The sequence below is a fragment of the Marinomonas dokdonensis genome (genome assembly GCF_052747885.1).
On record NZ_JBRAND010000001.1, the window covers coordinates 374,632 to 398,081 of the forward strand.

A 23,450-nucleotide genomic window follows, 5' to 3' on the forward strand; every position below is an offset into this window, starting at 1 on the left:
TTATGACGCTCTTTCAACTCAACAAGTACGCCTACTCTGCCGAATTAGAAGCATTATGGCAGAGCAGCTTACAGCCGGATGATGCCATCATGCTGATTGAAGAGGCTATCATGCGCCTTCAATCCCCTCCTTTTTTAGCGTGGCTTGAGAGCAAAAGTATTCCACTGTATTACCTTCAGTCCGATGCGGAGGCCTACGGCTTAGAACCTCAAGCAGGCACCCCACTGACTGAAATTGAATGGGTAGAGACCACCCTCGCAGCCGATAAACACATTAGCTGGTAACATTATGACGCTAGACAAAACGATCTTAGATGAAGAAGGCTACCTGCTCGATTTAGCAGATTGGTCCACCGAATTGGCTGAGCAATTGGCGACAGAGGAAGGTGTTGCACTCAGTGATGCTCACTGGGAGATAATCCATCTATTACGGAACTTTTATGAGGAATATGGACTTTCTCCTGCAATGCGCCCTTTGGTAAAAGCGGTGAGTAAATCATTGGGAAGCGAAAAAGGCCGTAGCATTTATTTAATGACCCTATTCCCTGGCAGCCCTCCAAAATTGGCGGCAAAAATCGCCGGATTACCGAAACCCGCTAACTGCCTGTAATAAAAAAGGAGTCTCTCGACTCCTTTTTTAACGCTAATTTCTTTTAGTACTTGCCGTACCATTCTAACTTATCTTGCAAAGTAACCACTTCGCCAATAATCAACAAGGCTGGAGATTTTACTTCCTGCTCATTCACCACTGAGCATATATCAGCAATGGTGGAGGTGAAAACACGTTGTTCACTTGTGGTGCCTTTTTCTACGACGGCAACCGGCATAGCGGCAGACATACCAAACTTTAAGAGTGATTGAGCGATATCCGCCAGCCCAGTCAAGCCCATATAAATCACCAGAGTTTGTGCTGGATGGACCAGCTCATCCCAAGGCAGGTCTGTAGTGCCATCTTTTAGATGACCCGTTAAAAACCGTACTGATTGAGCATAATCCCTGTGGGTTAAAGGAATGCCCGCATAGGCAGCACAACCCGCCGCCGCCGTCACTCCAGGAACGACTTCAAAAGGCACTTGCTCTTCCACTAGCTCTTCGAGTTCTTCTCCGCCACGGCCAAAAATAAATGGGTCTCCGCCTTTTAGACGTACCACCATTTTTCCTTCTTGTGCCTTCTTGGCCAGCAAGACATTAATTTCTCCCTGAGGCAAGCTATGCAGCGACTTTGCTTTGCCCACGTACATTTTCTCTGCCGACTCAGGTATCAGATCAATGATGTCTTTTCCCACTAAGCGGTCATACAGCACCACATCAGCGCTGATTAATAAGCGGTGTGCTTTTAATGTCAGTAGTTCAGGATCACCCGGCCCCGCACCAATTAAATAAACCTTACCCGTCATAATGCATCTACTCTATAAAAAACCCCCTTTAAAAGAGGCTTTCAAATCAACTTTTAGGCTTTGTTTAGCTGTGTTTTGCCGCCCATATAAGGCACTAACACCTCAGGAATGGTAATACTGCCATCGGCGTTCTGATAGTTCTCTAAAACGGCCACTAGAGTACGCCCTACAGCCAAACCAGAACCATTCAAGGTATGTGCCAATTCGGGTCGATTTGTTTCTGGGTTACGCCAGCGAGCTTGCATACGACGCGCTTGGAAGTCTCCCATGTTTGAGCAAGAAGAGATCTCACGGTATTTACCTTGGCCTGGAAGCCATACTTCGATGTCGTAAGTTTTATGAGCAGAGAAGCCTAAATCTCCGCCACAAAGAATCACAGTACGATAAGGAAGTTCAAGTTTTTGCAAAATGGTTTCAGCATGCCCCACTAACTCTTCTAACACGGCCTCAGAGCGATCTGGACGGCACACGTGAACCAATTCAACTTTCTCGAATTGATGCTGACGGATCATGCCTCGGGTATCACGTCCGTAACTGCCTGCCTCACTGCGGAAACAAGGTGTATGGGCAACAAATTTCTTGTGTAGATCTGCATCGTTTAGGATTTCGTCACGCACCAAGTTGGTAACAGGTACTTCTGCCGTGGGGATTAAATAAAGATCGTTATTACCACTTTCTTTATCAACCGGCACTTTGAAAAGGTCTTCTTCAAATTTCGGCAACTGGCCTGTTCCTTTTAGTGAATGGGCGTTCACCAAATAAGGCACATAAACTTCTGAATAACCATGGTCATCCGCATGGGTATTGATCATAAACTGGGTCAATGCACGGTGAAGACGCGCGAGATCCGCACGCATAACAGCAAAGCGTGAGCCGGTAATTTTCACGGCCGCTTCGAAGTCTAAAAGTTCCAATGCTTCGCCTAGGTCAACATGGTCTTTCGCATCGAAATCAAATTGCTTAGGCTCGCCCCAACGACGAATCTCAACGTTATCGTCTTCTGTTTGGCCTTCAGGCACAGAGCTATGAGGAATGTTTGGGATACCTTCTAGCAATTCGTCCATCGCTTGCTGTACATCATTTAGCTGTTGCTTAGCCGCAGCTAAATCATCACCTAAAGTCGCTGTTTGGGCTTTTAGCTGTGCCGCTTTATCTTTGTCGCCCGCTTTCATCGCTTGGCCAATTTCTTTCGATACTGAGTTACGAGACTGCTGCAACTGCTCCGTTTCTACCTGAATGCTTTTACGACGCTCTTCTAAGGAAGAAAAAGTAGCCACATCCAGTTCGTATCCTTTTTTCTTAAGTAACTCGGCAATGGCTTCGGGGTCAGCGCGCAGCGCTTTAATGTCTAACATCTTAGCAACAGTATCCTTTAACAATATCAACGAACTCAGTGTTCGCAAAAAATCAAAATTAACGGGTTAAAATAATCGCGCGAGCGCAATTCCAATCGCCAATGCGGCGACACCCAATATACAGCTCAATAATAAATAGCTTATGGCACTTAGCCAAGCCTGCATGTTAATAAGCGAGACAATTTCTAAAGAAAAAGTCGAAAAGGTGGTGAAGGCGCCTAAAAAGCCCACCATGATAAGCGGGCGATAAGCCTCTAAGGAAGGTAACCTTTCATTAATCACCACAAAAGCAATGCCCATCAAGGCGCACCCTAGTACATTAATCACCAATGTAGCGAATGGAAAAGGCAAGCTCCAAAAGCTATTGATCCAGCGCCCCATCTCATAGCGACTTAGAGCGCCAAAAGCTCCGCCTAGGGCAATCATCAAATACATCATTCTTCGCCCTTAAATGCGTCTTGGTAACGTTTCACCGGACTGTTAGTATCTAACTCGGAGAGCCAATTCAGCTTATCGCCAATTTTTTGCTCCAAACCTCGATTCGCTGGCTGATAATATCGAGTTCCTTGCAGCTCTTCAGGAAGATATTGTTCCCCTGCCGCATAGCCATGTTCTTCATTATGAGCATAGCGGTAATCATCACCGTGCCCCATGCTTTTCGCTAAAGAGGTGGGTGCGTTGCGTAAGTGGATAGGCACTTCGTAACTGGGCTGACTTGCCACATCGGCTTTGGCCTGACTAAACGCCATATAAACAGCATTACTTTTGGGGGCGCAGGCCATGTACACAGCCGCTTGAGCAATCGCTCGATTACCCTCTTTTGGTCCAACACGTTCAAAAACATCCCAAGCATTAAGACCAACTTGTAGGGCTCTAGGATCTGCATTGCCTATGTCTTCAGATGCGATCGCTAATAAACGTCGAGCGATATACAAGGGATCACAGCCGCCATCGAGCATTCTTGCCATCCAATACAAGGCGCCATCTGGAGATGAACCTCGTACTGACTTATGAAAAGCCGAAATTTGGTCGTAAAACACATCCCCATTACGATCAAATCGACGCAAGCTGCCACCAAGCACATCTTCAAGTTGCTCTTGGCTTACCGCAACATTTGGCTCAACGAGATCAGAGAGGATTTCTAAAAAGTTTAACCCACGGCGAATATCGCCATCAGCGGCTTGGGCCAATATGTCTAAATGCTCGCGACTAACTAACAGGCCTTTTTGCCCCATGCCTTGAGTTTCATCCTGCAAAGCGCGATTCAGCACTTTGGAGATATCTTCTACTGTGGGAGTCTTCAACCGATAAACTCGAGCTCGGGACAACAGTGCTGAATTGAGTTCAAAGGCTGGATTTTCAGTGGTGGCACCAATGAATAAAAAAGTGCCATCTTCGATATAAGGCAAGAAAGCATCTTGTTGGGATTTATTAAATCTGTGAACCTCATCCACAAACAGTACGGTCTGGGAGCCCTTCATCGCCCGCCATTGCTGTGCTTGCTCAACCGCCGCACGAATTTCCTTCACTCCAGACATAACGGCGGAAATTTCAATGAATTGCGCTGAGAGCGCATGACTGAGCAGCTGTGCGAAGGTGGTTTTTCCTACCCCAGGTGGTCCCCATAGGATAAAAGAGTGGCAATGACCGGTTTCAACCATGCGTCGCAAAGGTTTACCGGGGCCCACCAAATGAGACTGACCTATGTAGTCATCTAATACGGTGGGCCTCATGCGTGCCGCGAGGGGTTGATAAGCCCCCGATGACATGTCAGCAAACAGGTCCTGCATTATTGCCCTTCTACGATAACATCCACGTTAGCGGGTAAATCTAACGAGAAGTTTTCTTTCGCGACCCCGTCATGGGGCTCTACATTTTTAAACTCAATCACCGTCATCTGACCAAGGGAGTCAACAATGCCCATGGCACTGATTACTTCATCACGAAACGACAAAGTAAGATTCTGAAACAAAGTGTCTGATTCCTTTGGCGCCAACCGAAACTTTTCATCCCCTAACTGGCTAATCTGGTAATGAGGCAGTACTTGTGCCGCCGGTTGCCCCAAGAGCGCTGCCGGTGAATTACCGATGGCACCCGCTAGCGGCTTCTTCGTGGCTTGTTCTAAGTCCACATCCCAAACAGTGATGCTTTCACCATCAGACAAAATTCTTTGCGGGTAAGGTGAAACCGTGTCCCAAACAAATTGATTCGGTTTGGCTAACAAGAATATACCCTCACTGGCTTGCAGCTGCTTGCCCGCCTCATCGTAGGTAACCTGGCGAAATTCCCCTTCAATGTTTCGATTCTTTTCCAACACGGATTCTAGAGCAGTACTAGCCGATGTTGCCGCGTAGGTAACGCTTGTCCAACCAACAACTAATACAGCGATAATGTTTTTCAACAAGGTATTCTCCAAAATTAAAACGTTTAGCGATTATTCGGGGATCAAAACTTCCCTTTGCCCATTGGTTCCCATCGGCCCAACAAGGCCCGCGGCTTCCATTGCTTCAACTAGGTTAGCCGCTCGGTTATAGCCTATTTTTAAGCGACGCTGCACGGAAGAGATAGAAGCTTTACGGGTTTCAATCACTATTTTTACAGCTTCATCATACAAGGCATCTTTTTCATCATTGTCATCCCCTGTCATTAGATCTTCAGGATTCACTACCACATCATTGATGTATTCAGGCTCGCCACGCTGTTTCCACTCTTCTACCACACCATGCACCTCATCATCTGAAACAAACGCACCATGCACACGAATGGGCGTCGGCAAGCCTGCCGGTAAATAGAGCATATCCCCCATTCCCAATAATTGATCGGCACCGCCTTGATCCAGAATCGTACGCGAGTCAATTTTTGATGACACTTGAAATGCCATGCGGGTTGGTATGTTCGCTTTGATCAAACCGGTAATTACATCCACCGAAGGACGCTGGGTAGCCAAAATGAGATGTATACCTGCGGCGCGAGCTTTTTGAGCAATACGGGCAATTAGCTCTTCCACCTTTTTGCCCACTATCATCATCATATCGGCAAACTCATCCACGACAATGACAATATAAGGTAGAGGCTCTAAATGTGGTACGGTACGAGCCACTCCATCTTGGGAGAACATGGCCTCTTCTGGCTGCCATAGAGGGTCTTCAATTGGGGAACCGGCTTCAATGGCATCTCTGACCTTCTTATTGTAGCCAGCAATATTTCTCACCCCTAGCTTAGACATCAGCTTATAGCGTCTTTCCATTTCATCCACAGACCAACGTAACCCATTTGCGGCATCTTTCATGTCAGTAATGACGGGCGTTAATAGGTGTGGAATTCCCTCGTAGATGGAAAGCTCGAGCATCTTCGGGTCAACCATGATCATGCGGACTTCATCTGGAGTTGATTTAAGCAGCATACTTAAAATCATGGCATTAACCCCAACCGACTTACCGGAACCTGTGGTACCCGCGACCAGCACATGGGGCATTTTCGCTAAATCCACCACAACAGGTTCCCCAGATATGTCATGACCTAGGGACAAGGTTAAGGGAGAGGATGCCTTGTCGTACATTTCGCAGTTAATCACCTCTGCGAAATAAACCGTATCACGCACCTGATTTGGTATTTCAATACCAATAGTTGATTTGCCTGCGATTACTTCGACCACCCGCACACTTAATACACTCAGTGAACGGGCTAAATCTTTGGCTAAATTAGTGATTCTTGAAACCTTAACACCCGCTGCAGGTTGAATTTCAAAACGTGTAATCACAGGGCCGGGGTTTACTTCAACCACTTCCGCCTTAACACCGAACTCACGTAGACGCTGCTCTAACAAATTAGACAGATCCAATAGCTCTTCTTCTGTGTAACCACCTTGCTTGGGCTTAGGTTTGGTTAACACAGAACGATCGGGCAAAGAATAGGTTTTGGTTTTATTATCCTCAGTGGAATCGTCTGGACCATTATTCAAGTTATCTAATTGTTTGGCCTCTGAAAGCGTTCGCACCGTTGGTTTGTGGGTTGGAATCTCTGCAGGTTTTGGAGGGGTATGAGTGTTTTGTGCCTCCTCAGCTTTTCCAAACAACAATGCATCGGCTTGATCTTCACTGACTGCAGCAAAAGGCTCATCCTCAGCGGGCAATTCTTCTTTCTTCGGCGCACGCGCTTGAGACACTGATTTTGTGGATTCCCATTCTTCATCTATGTATAAGGTATCGGCAATATTGACATCTTGTTCATCGAACAAAATATCATCTAGGCCATTAAACTCAGGCTCGTTATATTCTCTTTGCTCAGCTGAGTCTTGACTTACTTTTTCCTTACGAGAAAACAACGAACGCCATTTTGACTCAGCCTTACCATTCTCTAACTCTGATTCTGCTGACTCTTCAATCCCTTCCTCATTATTAATAGCAAGAGATGAGTTATGTGCTTCAGCCTGATTATCGTGCTCATTAGCGATTTCTTCAGCCTTAGCTTTATTGCCAGCAAACCCTGCTAGTAACGCTCGGCGCTTTTTACGCACAATGGCAGGCTCTTCAGTTTCTAGCTCCACATCCTCTTGATAGGAGTCATCTTGCTCGTTCTGTATATCACGCTTTTCTGCTTTAGAGGCTTGATAACGATTGTTCAGTTTCTCTACTAATCGATAAGTTTTTTCCCCAACTGAATCCATCAAGGCCAGCCAGTGCAATTGTGAGAGCAAGGTAAATGACAATATCACCAGCGCCAAACTCACCAATGTTGCACCGTCGTAACCAATAAAATGAAATAAAATAATACCTAAACCGCGGCCTAAAATGCCGCCAGTACCGTATTGTAAATTGGGATCACCAACCGTATGTAAAAAACACAGTACTGAGCCAAAAGACAAATAAAGAATAATACCTAAAGTACACAACAGGGCATTATTGATAGGTAATAATTGATGAGGGTTACGCCATAGAATAATGGCAACCCAAAGAAATAAAGGGGGAAGAGAATAAAATAGACTGCCAAAAAAACCAGAGGCGAGATCCGCTAAGATGGCACCGATAGGCCCCATTGAGTTTTGTATCACGCCACCATTGCCAGAATAAAACCAACCGGCATCTTGTGGATGATAACTGTAGGTAGCCAAACCTAAAAAAAACAATACCAATAATGCCGCGATAAAAGCAGCCTGCTTGGCAAACATATCCCTAATTGGTGATCTTACCGACTCACTAGTACTTCTCGCCAAAATCGCATTCCCATTTATGTTAATCGCTATACAAGCGCATTAAAGCGCTGAATTTGTTGTCTAGCTTAACATAAAAAAAGCCAGCCCAAAGGGCTGGCTTTCGCTTTTATTCCAAGAAAGGGAAATCTTAGAAAGAAGAGCTAACACCTACGATAGTACGCTCATCAGCATCACCTACTAGGTCGCCTGCGTAGTTTTTCACGTAGTAAGTTAGATCGCCAACAGCGTATTCACCTACAAAGTAAGTACCGCTTGGCTCACTAGCTGTTTCTAGATCTTGAGAGTACTCAACAGTAAGAGTAAGTGCATCAGTTGCTGCAATTGCAACAGAAGCAGTTAGCTGCTCTACGTCAGTAGTAGTACCAGTACCTTTCTCACCTACACCGTAGTTAAGAGAAAGAGTCGCTGGACCAGCAACTGTCTGAAGGCCAAGGTTGATTGCGTTAGAATCACCTACTACACCACCAGAGATACCAGCAGTGAAGCCACCGAAGTCTTGAACGTAAGAGATCGCAACACCTACATCACCGTCAGCAGCTTCTACACCTGCTACTGTTTCATCAGCAACAGTAGCAGGATCATCAGCTACAGCAGTCACTGCTGCTACAGAACGAGTAGCTTCAAGTGCAACAGTCAACTCATCAGATACAGCGTAACGGATACCAGTGTTGTCAGTATCTGAAGTAGTACTAAGATCAACACCACCGTAGATCTCGTCCATACCCATGAAAGAGCCAGTCGCTACAGAGCCGTCAAAACGACCGAAAGAAACTGCACCTTGTTTCACGTACAATTTTTCCATGCCGATAGTTGTACCTTCATCAGCACCTGTAGTCGCGATTTCGATTTCAGCGTAAACAACACCAGTATCAACAGAAAGCTCGATTTCACCGATGTCAGTACCATCAGCTTGGTCGCCGTTACCGCTGTTAGAATAGCTAGTGTATTCAACACCTGCTTCACCTGAGAAAACAGCTTCAGCAGCAAAAGTAGTAGAAGAGACAGCAGCTGCAACAGCAGTTACCGCAAACACAGAAGCAAGTTTAATCGCTTTCATTCAAGATTCCCCTTTAATTATATTATGTGGTCTTTATAGACCTATTAGTCAGTTTCTTCTTTGAACAAGAAACGTTGGTAAATCAACAATTTCAAGTATTCTAAAACCTATCAATTGCACTTTTATTACATATTGTAAATGTAGCGAAATTGTAAGTTGTTCCTAACACTGCAAATCGTTTGGTATTTGAGTCACCGTTTCGGAATACCTCGATTAAAACCAAGTTTTCCATAGCGGGTCAAGCGATCCTTGCACTTTTTTTTCATTTTTTTGCATTTAACTCGTTTTTTTGAGTAAAAAACAAACAACGACCCTAAAAAATCCTCTTGTTTTGAATAATACATGCACATTAGGACATAATGTCAGCGATAATTGTGCAGGCAAATCACAAGCGAAGAGATTTTCTTTGCTTATTTCAGCTATCGACGCAGCAGGGTATAACTTTAGATTTTTTTTCTCAATTCCCTAAAAGAAAGCTTTTGTTAAGATAAATACTTTCTTGTAAAGCAGTGGTTTACAAACTTATGACGCCCGTGTCCCCAGAACCTGAACTAGTTTTATTATCAGAAAGCTCCTTTGATACGCCAGATCCAAACCGTGCATTAAGCGACCCGGAAGGCTTATGCGCCATCGGTGGTGATTTAAGCCCTGAACGCCTCATACACCTATATCAACATGGCTTTTTCCCTTGGTATAGTGAACCAGACCCGATTCTTTGGTGGCATCCAGCCCAACGCTGCACTCTTATTCCAAGTGAATTTCATGTATCACGATCCCTTAACAAGTCGCTTAGAAAGCAGCCTTGGTCCATCACCTGCAACCAGGCTTTTGAGCAAGTTATATGCCATTGCGCACAATTAAGGGAACAAAAAGAAGGCACTTGGATTAGCAGAGACATACAGAACGCTTACACAAAACTACACAGCTTAGGCTATGCCCATTCCATTGAAGTCTGGTTAGACCAGCAGCTCGTTGGCGGCTTTTATGGTGTTGCCATGGGGGAAGTTTTTTTTGGTGAATCCATGTTTTCACTCGCCCCAAACGCTTCAAAAATTGCCCTAAAAACACTTTGTGAATTGGCCAACCAAAGCAACATTAGGCTAATCGACTGCCAAGTAGAGTCTGAACATATGCTCTCTCTTGGCGCAAAACTTATGCCTAGAGCACAATTTATTGACAAATTGGATGCCCATATTCCGACCCCAAGCAAGAATACAAGACTTATGGATATAGCGAAGCAAAATGAAGATCTGAGGATTTTAGTATCGAATTAAGCGCAAAACGGCCAACTAAGTTTGCCTTACGGTGGTTTTTTAGGCAGAATATGCACGATCAAAATTAAGGCGTCCCTCGTTAGCGTTTTCGACTAAACATTTACAGCGCTCAATTGATACGATATTCGTTGCCGTCAGACTCTAGACTTCGAATACCCATTAGGCTGACGCCTACTCACTATTAGTTAAACACCATAGGACACATATTGTGGCAAAAGAAGAAGGCTTAGAAATGGAGGGCACTATCATTGATACGTTGCCTAACACCATGTTCCGTGTCGAATTAGAAAACGGACACGTTGTTATCGCACACATCTCTGGTAAGATGCGCAAAAACTACATTCGTATTTTGACGGGTGACAAGGTAAAAGTGGAATTAACACCATACGATCTTTCTAAAGGCCGTATCGTTTACCGCGCACGTTAAGCATCGTTTCTCTCAAACGATGAGACATAAAAAAACCGGACTCGATGTCCGGTTTTTTTATGTCTTGCGAACCAAGCTAGTGCACAACAGCCTCTTTTTCGACACGAAAAGAGAGCACATCTTGCTTCTCATCTAAAGCCACGACCACTTGACCACCTTCAGTAAGGTCACCAAATAGTATTTGCTCTGCCAAAGGTTTCTTCAAATGCTCTTGGATCACCCGAGCCATTGGTCGAGCCCCCATTTGCCTGTCATAACCCTTGTTAGCCAACCAGCCTCGCGCAGTATCCGTAACGGTCAGTAGCACGCCTTTAGAGTCCAACTGAGCCTGCAACTCCACCAAGAACTTATCCACCACGTTAAAGATAATGCGTTCATCCAATTGATTAAATTGAATGACGGCATCAAGACGGTTCCTAAACTCTGGCGTGAAAGTACGATTAATGACTTCCATACCGTCACTGGAGTTATCTTGGTTAGAAAAGCCGATTGAGCGCTTAGCCAGCTCTTCTGCGCCGGCGTTTGACGTCATCACCAAGATCACATTACGGAAATCCGCCTTGCGGCCATTGTTATCCGTTAGTGTGCCGTGGTCCATTACCTGCAAGAGCAAATTAAAGACTTCAGGGTGGGCCTTCTCTATTTCATCGAGCAAGACCACACTGTGAGGGTTTTTCGTCACAGCTTCGGTTAACAACCCGCCTTGGTCAAAGCCAACATAGCCTGGTGGTGCACCAATCAATCGAGACACAGCATGGCGCTCCATGTATTCCGACATATCGAAGCGTATCAGCTCTAAACCAAGCTGTTGAGCGAGTTGCTTGGTAACCTCAGTTTTACCGACACCTGTAGGCCCAGCCATTAAGAATGAACCAATAGGTTTCTGCTCTGCTTTAAGTCCAGCACGAGAGAGTTTAATCGCCGCTGATAGAGACTCAATGGCGCCATCTTGTCCGAACACCACCATTTTAAGGTTTCGCTCTAAGTTAGACAGCACTTGCCTATCATCTGAATTCACCGCTCTTACAGGTACTCGGGCAATTTTAGAGACAATATCTTCGATATCTGCCACGCTAATTACCTGTTTACGCCTTTCTTCAGGCTGTAAACGCTGGTAAGCACCCGCCTCATCAATAACGTCAATTGCCTTATCTGGCATATGACGATCCGTCACATAGCGCTGAGCAAGCTCTGCAGCCGCCAACAGAGCAGGTTCTTCATATTTAATCTGATGATGCTCTTCAAAAGAGCCAATAATACCCTTCAAGATTTGGTAAGTGTCATCAACGCTCGGCTCATTCACATCAATTTTCTGGAAACGACGCGCTAGTGCATGGTCTTTTTCAAACACACCACGAAACTCTTGGAAAGTCGTTGAACCTATGCAGCGCAAACCACCTGAGCTCAATACCGGTTTTAGAAGGTTTGAAGCATCCATCACCCCACCAGATGCTGCACCTGCACCGATAATGGTGTGAATTTCATCAATAAACAAAATGGCATTAGGGAGTTTTTTCAACTCACCCAAGAGCTGTTTAAGACGTTTTTCAAAATCTCCTCGGTATTTGGTTCCTGCAAGCAAGGCGCCCAAATCTAGAGAATAAACAACGCCATCCGCAATAACTTCTGGCACTTGACCATCCACTATGCGCTTAGCTAAACCTTCTGCGATAGCGGTTTTACCCACCCCAGACTCACCCACTAAGAGAGGGTTGTTTTTACGGCGGCGAGAAAGGGTTTGAATCACCCGTTCCACTTCGTATTCACGGCCAATTAACTTATCGATTTTGCCAGCCTTGGCTTCTTCGTTTAAGTTAGTAGCAAACTTTTGCAATGGCGCGGTTGTGGTATCTTCCGCTTCCGAATCTTCTTCACTATGTGTATCGCCCTGAGTGCCATCGCCCAATTTTGAAATACCATGGGCCACATAGTTGACCACATCAATACGAGCAACATCATGGCGTTTCAACAAATAAACCGCCTGACTCTCTTGCTCACTAAAAATAGCCACCAGCACATTAGCCCCCGTGACTTCACGCTTACCAGATGACTGGACGTGAAACACAGCACGTTGTAGAACGCGTTGGAAGCCCAAGGTTGGCTGCACTTCTCGTTCTTCATCGTCTTCAGGGATAAGTGGGGTGGTACTGTCCACGAACTCTTCAAGTTCTTTGGATAGGATATCTAAACTAACACCGCAAGCCGCCATCACACCACTGGCGGCTTTATTGTCTATGAGAGCCAGTAATAAATGCTCAACTGTCATGAATTCATGGCGCTTATCACGCGCCGCTTTAAAGGCCGTATTCAGGGTTTGCTCTAGTTCTTTATCTAACATTGCTATTCCCTCACTCTGAAATCAGTCGACTTTTTGTAGGTCACACATTAAGGGGTGCTCATTTTGTTCTACGAACTGTTGTACCATTGCTACTTTGGTTTCTGCAATATCAAAAGGGTAGACACCACACACACCTTTACCCTTCTGGTGAACTTCTAACATTACCTGATTGGCTTTCTCTCCATCCATTGAGAAAAAACGCTGAAGCACAAATACGACAAAATCCATTGGCGTATAATCATCATTAAATAACACCACCTGATACATAGAAGGCGGCTTTAACTCTGTTTCTTCCGGTGCCAATAAAACATCATGACGGCCATGTTGCTCGTCATCTGCACCCAACCTAATTTTGTCACTCTTGGTCATTAATAAATCTCTACCAGTAAATAGTTACGCTACTCTAAATCAAACACATAACGCCCTGCTTTTCTAGTAAAGACTGACGCCAGCTGAGTTTGATTTTACAAATTCACAATCCACTTCTACGCTCAATAGTAGAAAACTAAATGTGCAAGCTATGCTTAAAACGCCATTTTAGCATTGAATGCTGTGAAACAATTCACACCTAATTTGCAATTTTTAACATTTATTTTTCGACAACTAGATTATAACTGTGAAGTACCAACCCTTTTAACTAAGCATCCATTCAAAGGGCCTGTATAGGCTAGAGTAACTAAGGAGTAACTCATGCATCGCGGATCAGTCAAATGGTTTAATAACGCCAAAGGTTATGGTTTTATCATTAGTGACGAATTTACAGAGGACCTTTTCATTCATTACTCAGCCATCAATGTTGAAGGGTATAAAACCTTAAAAGCTGGGCAAGACGTTAGTTTCCAAGTTGAACCTGGTAACCGCGGACTCCACGCCATAGACATCACCCCACTTGACTCCTCCAAAGACCCAACCGATCAAGAAATACAACCCGCCCAAGCATAAGACAGCACTTTTACCCATAAGTTGTTATGATGGTTAGGAATAATAAGTCATTATTCTTAACCATTTACTTCTTGTGCCTAGTGATTTAATTAAGCTTATGTCGTCCAACTTAATTCTCTTTAACAAACCTTTTCGCGTGATGAGCCAATTCTCACCAGAAGGGGATAAAACCACCCTTGCTCAATTCATCGACGTCGCTGACTTTTATCCTGCAGGGCGATTAGATTTTGACTCCGAAGGCTTACTTCTACTGACCAATCATGGTCCTTTACAACATATTGTCGCTTCGCCAGATTTCAAGATGGCTAAAACCTATTGGGTGCAAGTAGAGGGAGAAATCACCCAGGAAGCGATTGAACAACTGCAAGAAGGTGTTACGTTAAAAGATGGTTTAACCAAACCTGCCATCGCAGAATGTATCGAAGAGCCCGACTTTGCCCCAAGAGTTCCACCAGTGAGATACCGTGAAAGCATTCCCACCAGCTGGATTTCACTTCAGATAAAAGAAGGTAAAAATCGTCAAGTGAGACGCATGACCGCAGCGGTTGGGTTTCCCACCTTACGCCTCATCCGTTACGCTATAGGCCCATACACACTAGACAATATCCCGGTTGGACAATGGCAATATACTGACCTTTCGCCAACACTTGCCAAAGAGGTCGAACAGTTTGAACAAAGAAGAAATAAGACAACCTCACCTAACGGTCGCGGCCGTTATCAAAAAGGACGACAAGTACCTCATGGTAAAAGAGTGGCAGGACGGGCAGCTGGTGCTAAACCAACCCGCCGGACACATAGAAAACCATGAGAGCGCAATAGAAGCTGTTGTCCGTGAAACATTAGAAGAGTCTGGTTGGCGAGTAGAACCAACTGGCCTGCTGGGTCTTTATAGTTTTACACCGCACCCAAATGCGGACACTTACCACAGGCTTTGCTTTGTTTGTGAGGCGATAGCCTGTGAAAGCAACGAATTAGACAAAGACATAGTTTCAAGCCATTGGCTAAGCCATGCAGAAATCAAGACACACATGCTTCGCAGCCCCTTAGTCATGACCTGCATTGAAGATTCCCAAAACAACCCCATTATCCCCCTAAGCTTTATGTCGGATCAGTTCTTAACCCCTGATTCAGAGCCAATAAAATGATACTATTAGCCCACTTACATTCATTCGAGGCCAAGCCTCAACGTTAAACGAGTAATTTACAGGTCATGAAAGCAAACCAAGCGACGCCCAGCGTAAACAGCACCAAAAAAGTCATTGTCGGCATGTCCGGCGGTGTCGACTCCTCCGTATCCGCACTTATTTTGATGCAGCAGGGTTATCAAGTCGAAGGTCTTTTCATGAAGAACTGGGATGAAGACGACGGCACCGAATATTGCACCGCCAAAGATGACTTAGCCGATGCTCAAGCCGTCAGTAACACATTGGGAATCAAACTCCATACGGCCAACTTTGCAGCCGAGTATTGGGACAATGTCTTCGAACACTTTTTAGAAGAGTATAAAGCTGGCCGCACTCCCAACCCAGATATCCTGTGTAACAAAGAAATCAAATTCAAAGCCTTCTTAGAATACGCCCTTGCCCTTGGTGCAGATTACATTGCGACTGGCCATTACGTGCGCCGTGGTGAAAAAGATGGAGAGCCACTGCTATTAAAAGGTCTTGATGGCAACAAGGACCAAAGCTACTTTTTGTACGCTGTGGGTAAAGACGAAATCGCTAAAACACTCTTCCCTGTTGGAGAGCTTGAAAAGCCAGAAGTAAGACGTTTAGCGGAAGAGTTTCAACTCATTACTCACAACAAAAAAGACAGTACAGGCATTTGTTTTATTGGTGAGCGTCGCTTTAAAGACTTCCTTGAACAATACCTCCCTGCTCAGCCGGGCAATATTGAAACCCTTGAAGGGGATAAAATTGGTCGCCACCACGGCCTCATGTACCACACCATAGGTCAGCGCCAAGGGCTAGGTATTGGCGGCTTAGCGAATTATTCGGATGATCCATGGTATGTGGTGGAAAAGGATTTAGAACGCAATGTATTAGTCGTTACCCAAGGCGGCCAACATGAATCTTTATTCAAGAGCCACTTAATTGCCGACAATTTTGACTGGGTGGCACGCCATAAGCCAGAACTGCCACTAACCTGCAAAGCAAAATGTCGCTACCGTCAGCCGGATCAAGACTGCACGCTTTATGAAATCGAAGACGGGCGCATTGAAGTGGCCTTTAATGAGCCTCAACGAGCCATAACACCGGGTCAGTCTGTGGTTTTTTACGTGGATGACGTGTGCCTTGGTGGCGGCATCATTAACCAAGCATTCAATAAATAATCGAGACAGCAGGCAGTAGATTCGTGAACAGTCAAGAAAAGCAGCAAAGCATTGCATTAAGCGCGATTTTTCAAGCCGCTGAATTGGTCGCCACTCTCGCCAAAACAGGTACAGTGGATAAAGATGCGCTTCGCCCTATGGTGGAAAGCATCTTAATACTTAATCCCCAGACAACCGAAGACATCTACGGCGGTTCTTGGGATCATCAGACCAATCTTGCTTTGGGTCGTCGCATTGCTAAGCAAGCGTTAGGCAAAGACCGAAACAGCGTCAACCCAGACACCCTAAGATACGCGTTAAGCCTGGTACACCTTGAAGGCAAACTGTCGAAAGAGACTGACATGCTGTCGACGATAGGTCAGAAAATCTCCCAAATTGAACAGAAAAAAGCCCATTACGATGACGATGTTTTGCATGAAAATATGCTGGCGTCGATCTCCGGAATGTACCAAGACACTTTAAGTAAGCTAGCCTTTCGTATTCAAGTGCAAGGAGACAGCCGTTTCTTACAACAGGCCCCCATTGCCAATCAAGTGCGCAGTATTTTAATGGCGGGTATTCGCGCCGCTATGCTATGGCGACAACTGGGTGGTAAGCGTTGGCATTTAATTTTCAAACGTAAAGCACTGTTAAACGCATTAGAAGCGCGTCATTAAAAGTACATCTAAAAGGCCGATGATTATTCGGTCTTTTTTTGCTCAGCAATAGATTTAAATTTACGAAAAAATCCTGATCGCAACACTCTTAAATAAGCGCTATTCGTTAAAATCACTGACATCAATCTTGAGTATATCTTGAGCCAATGTATTTTAAGTTTTTTTTTCGGTAGTATGTCGAGCAAATTTTTAATCTGTTCAGTCAGTTTAATTAAGGGAATGGCGGCCAAAAGTCACCTTCGAACCAATGGGCGATAGAGCCTAAAATGTTAGGGGAATTACATGTCGAAACAAACCATCTATTACACTTTGACCGATGAAGCACCTGCGTTAGCAACCTCATCTTTGCTTCCTATCTTTGGCGCTTTTGCGAAAGAAGCCGATATAGAACTAAAACTTACCGATATCTCTCTAGCTGGTCGTATCATTGCAGCATTCTCTGATCGCCTACCAAGCGAGCAACAAGTCGTCGATGGCTTGAAGTTCCTAGGCGACCTTACTGCCGACCCAAAAGCGAACATTGTTAAACTACCTAACATCAGTGCTTCTTTGCCACAGCTAAACGCTGCGATTAAAGAACTACAAGAGCAAGGCTATAACATCCCTGCTTACCCAGAAAATGCGACTACAGATGAAGAGAAAGACGCTCAGTCTCGTTACTCTAAAATCCTAGGTAGTGCGGTAAACCCTGTACTACGTCAAGGTAACTCTGACCGTCGTGCGCCAGCAGCCGTTAAAGGTTTTGCTCGTAAAAACCCACACTCTATGGGGGCTTGGAAAAAGACTTCTACTAGCCATGCTGACTACATGCGCGGCGGTGACTTCTTCTCTTCTGAACAGTCCGTTACCATGGAAAAAGACCAAACTGTTCGCATTGAATTCGTCGCTAAAGACGGTTCTGTAGAATTGAAAAAATCTTTGCCATTGATCGCTGGCGAAGTGCTAGACAGCATGAACATGAGCTGCAAACAGCTACGTGCTTTCTTCGAAGAAACGCTACAAGACGCTAAAGAAAACAACATCATGTGGTCTCTACACGTGAAAGCGACCATGATGAAGGTGTCTCACCCTATCGTATTCGGTCACGCGGTAACGGTTTTCTTCAAAGACGTATGGGAAAAATACGGCGAATTGTTTAACGAAATCGGTGTTAACCCAAATAACGGTCTAGGCAGCGTTTACGACAAAATCAAATCTCTTCCTGAAGCAAAACAAGAAGAGATCAAACAAGCTATTGAAGCCTGTTACGAAACACGTCCTGAGCTGGCTATGGTTGATTCAGACAAAGGTATCACTAACCTACACGTACCAAGTGACGTAATCGTTGATGCTTCTATGCCAGCAATGATCCGTAACTCTGGTCAAATGTGGGGCCGTGACGGCAAGTCTAAAGACACTAAAGCGGTTATGCCAGAAAGTACTTACGCGCGTATTTACCAAGAAACCATCAACTTCTGTAAAACTAATGGTGCGTTCGACCCAGTGACTATGGGTACGGTACCAAACGTAGGTTTGATGGCTCAAAAAGCACAAGAATACGGTTCTCACGACAAAACTTTCGAAATGAAAGCAGACGGTGTGATGCGCATTCTTGATGAAAACGGCCAAGTATTGATGCAACACGACGTTGAAAAAGGCGACATCTGGCGCGCTTGTCAAACTAAAGATGCTCCAATTCGCGACTGGGTAAAACTGGGCGTAACCCGTGCTCGTCAATCTGATACACCAGCCGTGTTCTGGTTAGAAGAAGATCGTGCTCACGACATCCAACTTCGTAAAAAGGTTGAAGTTTACCTACAAGACCACGACACAACAGGTCTAGACATTCGCATCATGCCTTACAACGAAGCAATTCGTTTCTCTATGGAACGCATCATGCGCGGTCAAGACACTATCTCTGTAACAGGTAACGTACTACGTGACTACCTAACAGACTTGTTCCCAATCATGGAACTTGGCACATCTGCGAAAATGCTGTCTATCGTACCTATGCTATTGGGCGGTGGTATGTATGAAACAGGTGCGGGTGGTTCGGCTCCTAAACACGTTCAGCAGCTGATGGAAGAAAACCACCTACGTTGGGATTCTCTTGGTGAGTTCCTTGCGGTAGCGGTATCTTTTGAAGAGCTAGGTATCAAGAACGACAACCCGAAAGCCATTGTTCTAGCGAAAGCCCTAGACAAAGCAACAGGTCGTTTGTTGGATACTAACAAGTCGCCTTCTCGTAAAGCTGGCGAATTGGACAACCGTGGCAGCCACTTCTACCTAGCTATGTACTGGGCGCAAGAACTTGCTGCACAAACTGACGATGCTGAATTGGCAGCTAAATTTGCCCCTCTAGCGAAGCAGTTAACAGAGCAAGAAGCGAAAATTGTCGCAGAACTTGCTGCCGTACAAGGCTCACCAGCGGGTCTTGAAGGCTATTACCATGTTGACCTAAACGAAGTTGAAAAAGTGATGCGCCCAAGCGCAACATTCAACCAAGCGTTGGCGTCTCTATAAGCGTTTAGCAAGCTTCTATAGCAACAATCAAAGCCCAGATTTTTATCTGGGCTTTTTTGTGCTCTAACCTTCCCTGTTACCCTGTATTCCCTAGGCGCTTTTGCCTATAATAGCGACTCCCTGAAAACCTTCTTCGAGGCCCAATCTCAATGGAATTAACTAGCTTAAACGCAATTTCCCCTATCGACGGTCGTTACGGATCGAAAACCAATGTATTACGTCGCTCTGTCAGCGAGTACGGTTTACTTCGTATGCGAGTCATAGTCGAAATTCGTTGGTTGCAAGCCCTTGCGAATCACCCGCAAATTATTGAAGTACCTGCCCTAAGCCCAGCAGCAAGCAGCTTTTTAGATGCCCTTGCTGAAAACTTTAGCGAAGCAGACGCTCAAGCGATCAAAGATATTGAGAAAACAACCAACCACGACGTAAAAGCTGTTGAGTATTTCATTAAGAACAAGATGGCCGATAACGCTGAATTAGCGGCGGTATCTGAGTTTGTACACTTTGCTTGTACCTCTGAAGATATAAACAACCTATCCCATGCCTTGATGTTGCGTGAAGCCCTAGCAGATGGCATCACCCCTGAGCTAAAAAATGTCATTACCGCCATTGAGGATTTAGCCATTGAGCATGCCGAGCAGCCTATGCTGTCTCGTACCCACGGACAAACCGCCTCTCCTTCGACCATTGGTAAAGAAATGGCCAATGTAGCAGCGCGCTTAAGCCGTCAGCTAAAACAAATCGAAAGTGTTGAATTCCTAGGTAAGATCAACGGTGCCGTAGGTAACTACAACGCCCACCTTTCTGCTTACCCAGATGTGGACTGGCAAGCTCACGCGGAGCAATTTGTTACCTCATTGGGCCTAACTTGGAACCCTTACACCACGCAAATTGAGCCACACGATTACATTGCTGAGCTGTACGATGCCATCGCCCGCTTCAACACCATCCTAATCGATTTCGACCGTGACGTTTGGGGCTACATCTCAATGGGCTTCTTCAAGCAGAAAACCATTGCAGGCGAAATCGGCTCCTCTACTATGCCTCATAAAGTTAACCCGATCGATTTTGAAAACTCAGAAGGTAACTTGGGTATCGCCAATGCCATCATGGGTCACTTAAGCGCTAAGTTGCCTATCTCTCGCTGGCAGCGCGACCTAACAGACTCTACCGTATTGCGTAACCTAGGTGTTGGTCTTGCCCACAGCCTTATTGCTTATCAAGCAACTCTAAAAGGCATTAGCAAGCTGGAAATCAATGCTCCTCGCCTAAATGCAGACCTAGACGCTGCTTGGGAAGTCTTGGCTGAGCCAATTCAAACCGTTATGCGTCGTTACGGCATCGAGTCTCCTTATGAGAAGCTAAAAGAGCTGACTCGTGGCCGTGCGATTGATCAAGCGACCATTGAAGCCTTTGTAGAAACCCTAGAGCTACCAGACCACGCGAAAGCGGAGTTAAAAGCACTAACACCTGTTAACTACATTGGTAATGCGGTTGCACAAGCAAAAGCAATTCGCGGCTAATTCGTCACTTTTAGCCTTTCGAAAAGAGCCGATTTATCGGCTCTTTTTCATTCTCTCTAGCCTTTTTTCTCGGTAACAACACATGATGGATTTAGACACGCCTTTAAGCCTACTGGGTGGCATGACAGCAAAAACCTTTTTAGAGGAATATTGGCAAAAAAAGCCACTATTGATCCGTGCCGGTCTGCAAAACTTTGAACTTCCGTTAGACGCTAATGAGCTAGCAGGCATGGCGATGGAAGAAGAGGTTGAGTCCCGAATTGTTATTGAGAAAGGAGCCAAACCTTGGCAATTACTGCAAGGCCCATTTGATGAAGCCACGTTTAGCACCTTGCCTGAACAGGAATGGACACTATTAGTCCAAGCGGTTGATCACTGGATTCCTGAAATTCAAACCTTGAAAGAACAGTTCCAGTTTTTACCAAGCTGGCGCCTCGACGATGTGATGGCAAGTTACGCTACAAAGGGTGGCAGTGTTGGCCCCCACTATGATCAATACGATGTTTTCCTAGTGCAAGTGAGCGGTGCTCGTCGCTGGCAGGTACTAGCCCCAGAGCAATATCAGGACAGTGCTATTCAAGGCATCGATCTGCACATCCTAGATAACTTCAACGTCGATACAAGTATGGATTGGGAGCTAGAAACGGGTGACATCCTCTACTTACCGCCAAACTTTGCTCACAATGGCCGCGCCCTAGATGACGACTGCATGACCTACTCCATTGGTTTTCGCGCACCCAGCATGCAGGATGCCTTAACAGGTTTGCGTGATAAGATTTGTGAAGAAGTTAATGCTAAGCATAGGTTCAGCGCCCCAGAAACCTTTAACCGTGAACACTCGGCTCAAATCCATGCAGACGACATTCAATATCTATCCGATCAGCTGAGTCAATTAATTACTCAACCTGAGCGTCTTGCCCAATGGTTAGGCACCACCATGAGTGAGGTCAAATACCCTGAATACATGGCGGCTCTTAATCAACAAGAAGTGGATCAGGCTTTTGAGCAAGCCGCACAAGGACAAACCTTTATTCGCCCAGGGGATGCCCGTGTTTGTTACTATGACAGCCCTAAAACCCAAAAACTTGCGGTGTTCTGTAATGGTCAGCAGATCGACATTCACTCTGATCTAACTGCCTTTGTGCAAGCAGTTTGCGAACAAACTGAGTTTGATTTCTCTGGCTTGGATTTCAAACTGAATGACGATCTTGAGCCCCTAGTTCGCTTCTTGATTGCGCAGCAGGGTTTAATTGAACTTGTCGCCAACCCAGACGATACCGAAGAATAGAGGAAGCCCATTGAAAGCCTTAACCTCCGATTGGAACAGCAGCCAAGCGCAGATCACCTTTGTGCGCACTCAGGTGTTTATTGTCGAACAAGGTATTGACCCAGCAGATGAGTGGGACGATGAAGATCAACAGGCTGTGCATTTTGTATGTTTTGGCACGACTGCGGTACCCATTGGTACTTGCCGCTTAACGGAAAAAGGGCAAATTGGTCGCTTGGCCGTCCTAGAAAATTATCGTCACCAAGGCTTTGGTAAAATGCTGATCAATAAGGCGGTTTCGGTCGCCCGAGAGATGGGCATTTCCCAAGTGTATTTAAATGCACAGGTAGATGCGCAAGTTTTCTATGAAAAACTTGGCTTTAAAGGCGATGGTAAGATCTTTTTAGAAGCGGGTAAAATGCACACTCGAATGATGAGAGACATTTAATAGACGTTGGTCGGACACAAAAAAGCGAGGCTTTTCCAAGCCTCGCTTTTTTATTGCCAGTCGTTTAATTAAACAACCGCAATTAACTCAACATCAAACTGTAAAACAGAGAAAGGTTGAATCATAGCGCCGGCGCCTTGTGCACCGTAAGCCAATTCAGCAGGAATAGTAAGACGGTATTTCGCGCCTTCTTTCATTAGCTGCAAACCTTCTGTCCAACCAGCGATAACGCCAGTCAGTGGGAATTCGATCGGCTCGCCGCGAGCAATTGAGCTATCGAATACCTGACCGTCGATCAAACGACCTTCGTAATGAACACGAACAGTAGACTCTAGAGCAGGTGTTGCACCCGTACCTTCTTCAAGTACTTCAAATTGCAAACCGCTTTCCGTTACCTGCACGCCTTCTTTTGCTTTGTTTTCAGCAAGGAAAGCTTCGCCAGCTTGTACGTTGCCTTCAGAAGCAGCGCGCGTTTTTTCTTCCATTTTTGCTTGAAGCTCAGCAAAAGCGGCTTCTAGTTCAGCACCAGGAACACGCATTTCAGCTTGGTTCAAAGCATCTTCAATCGCAGCGAAAAGGTGCGTTAAAGACAGTTCGCCAAGATCGCTACCGCGAAGTTGATCACCAATTTGACGGCCGATGCCGTATGCGATTTTAGCTTCATTCGAGTCGAACGACAGTTCTGACATGTTTAAACTCTCTTATTCGTAAATGTAAATTT

At 45.4% G+C, this 23,450-nt stretch carries 23 protein-coding genes; 13 read left to right on the forward strand and 10 right to left on the reverse strand.

From position 1 onward, the window contains the following. Positions 1-2: 2 nt before the first annotated feature. Positions 3-284 (forward strand): DsrH/TusB family sulfur metabolism protein, encoded by a 282-nt coding sequence (locus tag ACUM5Y_RS01745; protein WP_445975123.1) that lies wholly within the window; start codon positions 3-5, stop codon positions 282-284. Positions 285-288: 4 nt separating this feature from the next. Then, the gene (locus ACUM5Y_RS01750) at positions 289-609 is read left to right on the forward strand and encodes a TusE/DsrC/DsvC family sulfur relay protein (RefSeq protein WP_445975124.1); all 321 of its coding nucleotides are present in this window, start codon (positions 289-291) and stop codon (positions 607-609) included. A gap of 43 nt (positions 610-652) precedes the next feature. Here the strand turns inward: ACUM5Y_RS01750 and cobA are convergent, their stop codons facing one another. The 7 genes from cobA to ACUM5Y_RS01785 all read right to left on the reverse strand — a co-directional run bounded on the left by cobA (position 653) and on the right by ACUM5Y_RS01785 (position 9,020). Then, entirely contained in the window at positions 653-1,396 is a 744-nt protein-coding gene (cobA, locus tag ACUM5Y_RS01755) for a uroporphyrinogen-III C-methyltransferase (RefSeq protein ID WP_445975125.1), read from the reverse strand. A 53-nt stretch (positions 1,397-1,449) separates the two neighbouring features. Then, on the reverse strand, positions 1,450-2,751 hold the full coding sequence (serS, locus tag ACUM5Y_RS01760; RefSeq protein WP_445975126.1) for a serine--tRNA ligase: 1,302 nt from the start codon (positions 2,749-2,751) through the stop codon (positions 1,450-1,452). A gap of 66 nt (positions 2,752-2,817) precedes the next feature. After that, the gene (gene crcB / locus ACUM5Y_RS01765) at positions 2,818-3,189 is read right to left on the reverse strand and encodes a fluoride efflux transporter CrcB (RefSeq protein WP_445975127.1); all 372 of its coding nucleotides are present in this window, start codon (positions 3,187-3,189) and stop codon (positions 2,818-2,820) included. After that, positions 3,186-4,541, reverse strand: coding sequence for a replication-associated recombination protein A (locus ACUM5Y_RS01770; RefSeq protein WP_445975128.1), 1,356 nt, complete (start codon positions 4,539-4,541; stop codon positions 3,186-3,188). The genes crcB and ACUM5Y_RS01770 overlap by 4 nt, the downstream gene beginning before the upstream one ends. Then, positions 4,541-5,155, reverse strand: coding sequence for an outer membrane lipoprotein periplasmic chaperone LolA (lolA, locus tag ACUM5Y_RS01775; RefSeq protein WP_445975129.1), 615 nt, complete (start codon positions 5,153-5,155; stop codon positions 4,541-4,543). The genes ACUM5Y_RS01770 and lolA overlap by 1 nt, the downstream gene beginning before the upstream one ends. A 30-nt stretch (positions 5,156-5,185) precedes the next feature. Beyond that, positions 5,186-7,963, reverse strand: coding sequence for a DNA translocase FtsK (locus tag ACUM5Y_RS01780; RefSeq protein WP_445975130.1), 2,778 nt, complete (start codon positions 7,961-7,963; stop codon positions 5,186-5,188). Positions 7,964-8,090: 127 nt separating this feature from the next. Then, positions 8,091-9,020: a hypothetical protein gene (locus ACUM5Y_RS01785; RefSeq protein ID WP_445975131.1), complete on the reverse strand. Its 930-nt coding sequence runs from the start codon at positions 9,018-9,020 to the stop codon at positions 8,091-8,093. Between the two features lie 524 nt (positions 9,021-9,544). Between ACUM5Y_RS01785 and aat the strand changes: the two genes are divergently transcribed. Both aat and infA read left to right on the forward strand, forming a co-directional pair. Next, entirely contained in the window at positions 9,545-10,294 is a 750-nt protein-coding gene (gene aat / locus ACUM5Y_RS01790) for a leucyl/phenylalanyl-tRNA--protein transferase (RefSeq protein WP_445975132.1), read from the forward strand. Positions 10,295-10,502: 208 nt separating this feature from the next. Next, on the forward strand, positions 10,503-10,721 hold the full coding sequence (infA, locus tag ACUM5Y_RS01795) for a translation initiation factor IF-1 (protein WP_012070936.1): 219 nt from the start codon (positions 10,503-10,505) through the stop codon (positions 10,719-10,721). A gap of 76 nt (positions 10,722-10,797) precedes the next feature. Here infA and clpA read toward each other — a convergent pair whose 3' ends face one another. Both clpA and clpS read right to left on the reverse strand, forming a co-directional pair. Beyond that, positions 10,798-13,059: an ATP-dependent Clp protease ATP-binding subunit ClpA gene (gene clpA, locus ACUM5Y_RS01800; protein WP_445975133.1), complete on the reverse strand. Its 2,262-nt coding sequence runs from the start codon at positions 13,057-13,059 to the stop codon at positions 10,798-10,800. A 21-nt stretch (positions 13,060-13,080) separates the two neighbouring features. Continuing rightward, a complete protein-coding gene (gene clpS / locus ACUM5Y_RS01805; RefSeq protein ID WP_445975134.1) occupies positions 13,081-13,428 on the reverse strand; it encodes an ATP-dependent Clp protease adapter ClpS in 348 nt (115 codons plus the stop codon). Between the two features lie 321 nt (positions 13,429-13,749). Between clpS and ACUM5Y_RS01810 the strand changes: the two genes are divergently transcribed. The 9 genes from ACUM5Y_RS01810 (at position 13,750) to ACUM5Y_RS01850 (ending at position 22,729) form a co-directional block, all read left to right on the forward strand. Next, complete coding sequence (locus ACUM5Y_RS01810; protein ID WP_445975135.1) at positions 13,750-14,001, forward strand: cold shock domain-containing protein; 252 nt, start codon at positions 13,750-13,752, stop codon at positions 13,999-14,001. Positions 14,002-14,098: 97 nt separating this feature from the next. Then, entirely contained in the window at positions 14,099-14,809 is a 711-nt protein-coding gene (locus ACUM5Y_RS01815; RefSeq protein ID WP_445975136.1) for a pseudouridine synthase, read from the forward strand. Beyond that, positions 14,742-15,146, forward strand: coding sequence for an NUDIX domain-containing protein (locus tag ACUM5Y_RS01820; protein ID WP_445975137.1), 405 nt, complete (start codon positions 14,742-14,744; stop codon positions 15,144-15,146). Before ACUM5Y_RS01815 ends, ACUM5Y_RS01820 begins: the two co-directional genes overlap by 68 nt. A gap of 65 nt (positions 15,147-15,211) precedes the next feature. Then, on the forward strand, positions 15,212-16,333 hold the full coding sequence (gene mnmA / locus ACUM5Y_RS01825; RefSeq protein WP_445975138.1) for a tRNA 2-thiouridine(34) synthase MnmA: 1,122 nt from the start codon (positions 15,212-15,214) through the stop codon (positions 16,331-16,333). A gap of 23 nt (positions 16,334-16,356) precedes the next feature. Further along, positions 16,357-16,989: a high frequency lysogenization protein HflD gene (gene hflD / locus ACUM5Y_RS01830; protein ID WP_445975139.1), complete on the forward strand. Its 633-nt coding sequence runs from the start codon at positions 16,357-16,359 to the stop codon at positions 16,987-16,989. Positions 16,990-17,271: 282 nt separating this feature from the next. Continuing rightward, on the forward strand, positions 17,272-19,491 hold the full coding sequence (locus ACUM5Y_RS01835; protein ID WP_445975140.1) for an NADP-dependent isocitrate dehydrogenase: 2,220 nt from the start codon (positions 17,272-17,274) through the stop codon (positions 19,489-19,491). 149 nt (positions 19,492-19,640) lie between these two features. Continuing rightward, positions 19,641-21,014, forward strand: a complete 1,374-nt coding sequence (purB, locus tag ACUM5Y_RS01840; protein WP_445975141.1) for an adenylosuccinate lyase — start codon at positions 19,641-19,643, stop codon at positions 21,012-21,014. A gap of 82 nt (positions 21,015-21,096) precedes the next feature. Then, positions 21,097-22,302 (forward strand): JmjC domain-containing protein, encoded by a 1,206-nt coding sequence (locus tag ACUM5Y_RS01845; RefSeq protein WP_445975142.1) that lies wholly within the window; start codon positions 21,097-21,099, stop codon positions 22,300-22,302. Between the two features lie 10 nt (positions 22,303-22,312). Beyond that, on the forward strand, positions 22,313-22,729 hold the full coding sequence (locus ACUM5Y_RS01850; RefSeq protein WP_445975143.1) for a GNAT family N-acetyltransferase: 417 nt from the start codon (positions 22,313-22,315) through the stop codon (positions 22,727-22,729). A gap of 68 nt (positions 22,730-22,797) precedes the next feature. On the opposite strand, the gene bamJ is transcribed toward ACUM5Y_RS01850, so the two are convergent. Then, a complete protein-coding gene (gene bamJ / locus ACUM5Y_RS01855) occupies positions 22,798-23,418 on the reverse strand; it encodes a BamJ family beta-barrel-assembly machinery protein (protein WP_445975144.1) in 621 nt (206 codons plus the stop codon). Between the last annotated feature and the right edge of the window lie 32 nt (positions 23,419-23,450).

Bases quoted from the DNA above. Each gene is read 5' to 3' on its own strand.
- cobA (WP_445975125.1), bottom strand. From the start codon at position 1,396: ATGACGGGTAAGGTTTATTTAATTGGTGCGGGGCCGGGTGATCCTGAA.
- aat (WP_445975132.1), top strand. From the start codon at position 9,545: ATGACGCCCGTGTCCCCAGAACCTGAACTAGTTTTATTATCAGAAAGC.
- ACUM5Y_RS01835 (WP_445975140.1), top strand. From the start codon at position 17,272: ATGTCGAAACAAACCATCTATTACACTTTGACCGATGAAGCACCTGCG.
- ACUM5Y_RS01820 (WP_445975137.1), top strand. From the start codon at position 14,742: ATGGTAAAAGAGTGGCAGGACGGGCAGCTGGTGCTAAACCAACCCGCC.
- purB (WP_445975141.1), top strand. From the start codon at position 19,641: ATGGAATTAACTAGCTTAAACGCAATTTCCCCTATCGACGGTCGTTAC.
- ACUM5Y_RS01815 (WP_445975136.1), top strand. From the start codon at position 14,099: ATGTCGTCCAACTTAATTCTCTTTAACAAACCTTTTCGCGTGATGAGC.
- ACUM5Y_RS01845 (WP_445975142.1), top strand. From the start codon at position 21,097: ATGATGGATTTAGACACGCCTTTAAGCCTACTGGGTGGCATGACAGCA.
- ACUM5Y_RS01810 (WP_445975135.1), top strand. From the start codon at position 13,750: ATGCATCGCGGATCAGTCAAATGGTTTAATAACGCCAAAGGTTATGGT.
- mnmA (WP_445975138.1), top strand. From the start codon at position 15,212: ATGAAAGCAAACCAAGCGACGCCCAGCGTAAACAGCACCAAAAAAGTC.
- bamJ (WP_445975144.1), bottom strand. From the start codon at position 23,418: ATGTCAGAACTGTCGTTCGACTCGAATGAAGCTAAAATCGCATACGGC.
- ACUM5Y_RS01745 (WP_445975123.1), top strand. From the start codon at position 3: ATGACGCTCTTTCAACTCAACAAGTACGCCTACTCTGCCGAATTAGAA.
- ACUM5Y_RS01750 (WP_445975124.1), top strand. From the start codon at position 289: ATGACGCTAGACAAAACGATCTTAGATGAAGAAGGCTACCTGCTCGAT.
- clpA (WP_445975133.1), bottom strand. From the start codon at position 13,059: ATGTTAGATAAAGAACTAGAGCAAACCCTGAATACGGCCTTTAAAGCG.
- serS (WP_445975126.1), bottom strand. From the start codon at position 2,751: ATGTTAGACATTAAAGCGCTGCGCGCTGACCCCGAAGCCATTGCCGAG.
- crcB (WP_445975127.1), bottom strand. From the start codon at position 3,189: ATGATGTATTTGATGATTGCCCTAGGCGGAGCTTTTGGCGCTCTAAGT.
- ACUM5Y_RS01770 (WP_445975128.1), bottom strand. From the start codon at position 4,541: ATGCAGGACCTGTTTGCTGACATGTCATCGGGGGCTTATCAACCCCTC.
- ACUM5Y_RS01785 (WP_445975131.1), bottom strand. From the start codon at position 9,020: ATGAAAGCGATTAAACTTGCTTCTGTGTTTGCGGTAACTGCTGTTGCA.
- clpS (WP_445975134.1), bottom strand. From the start codon at position 13,428: ATGACCAAGAGTGACAAAATTAGGTTGGGTGCAGATGACGAGCAACAT.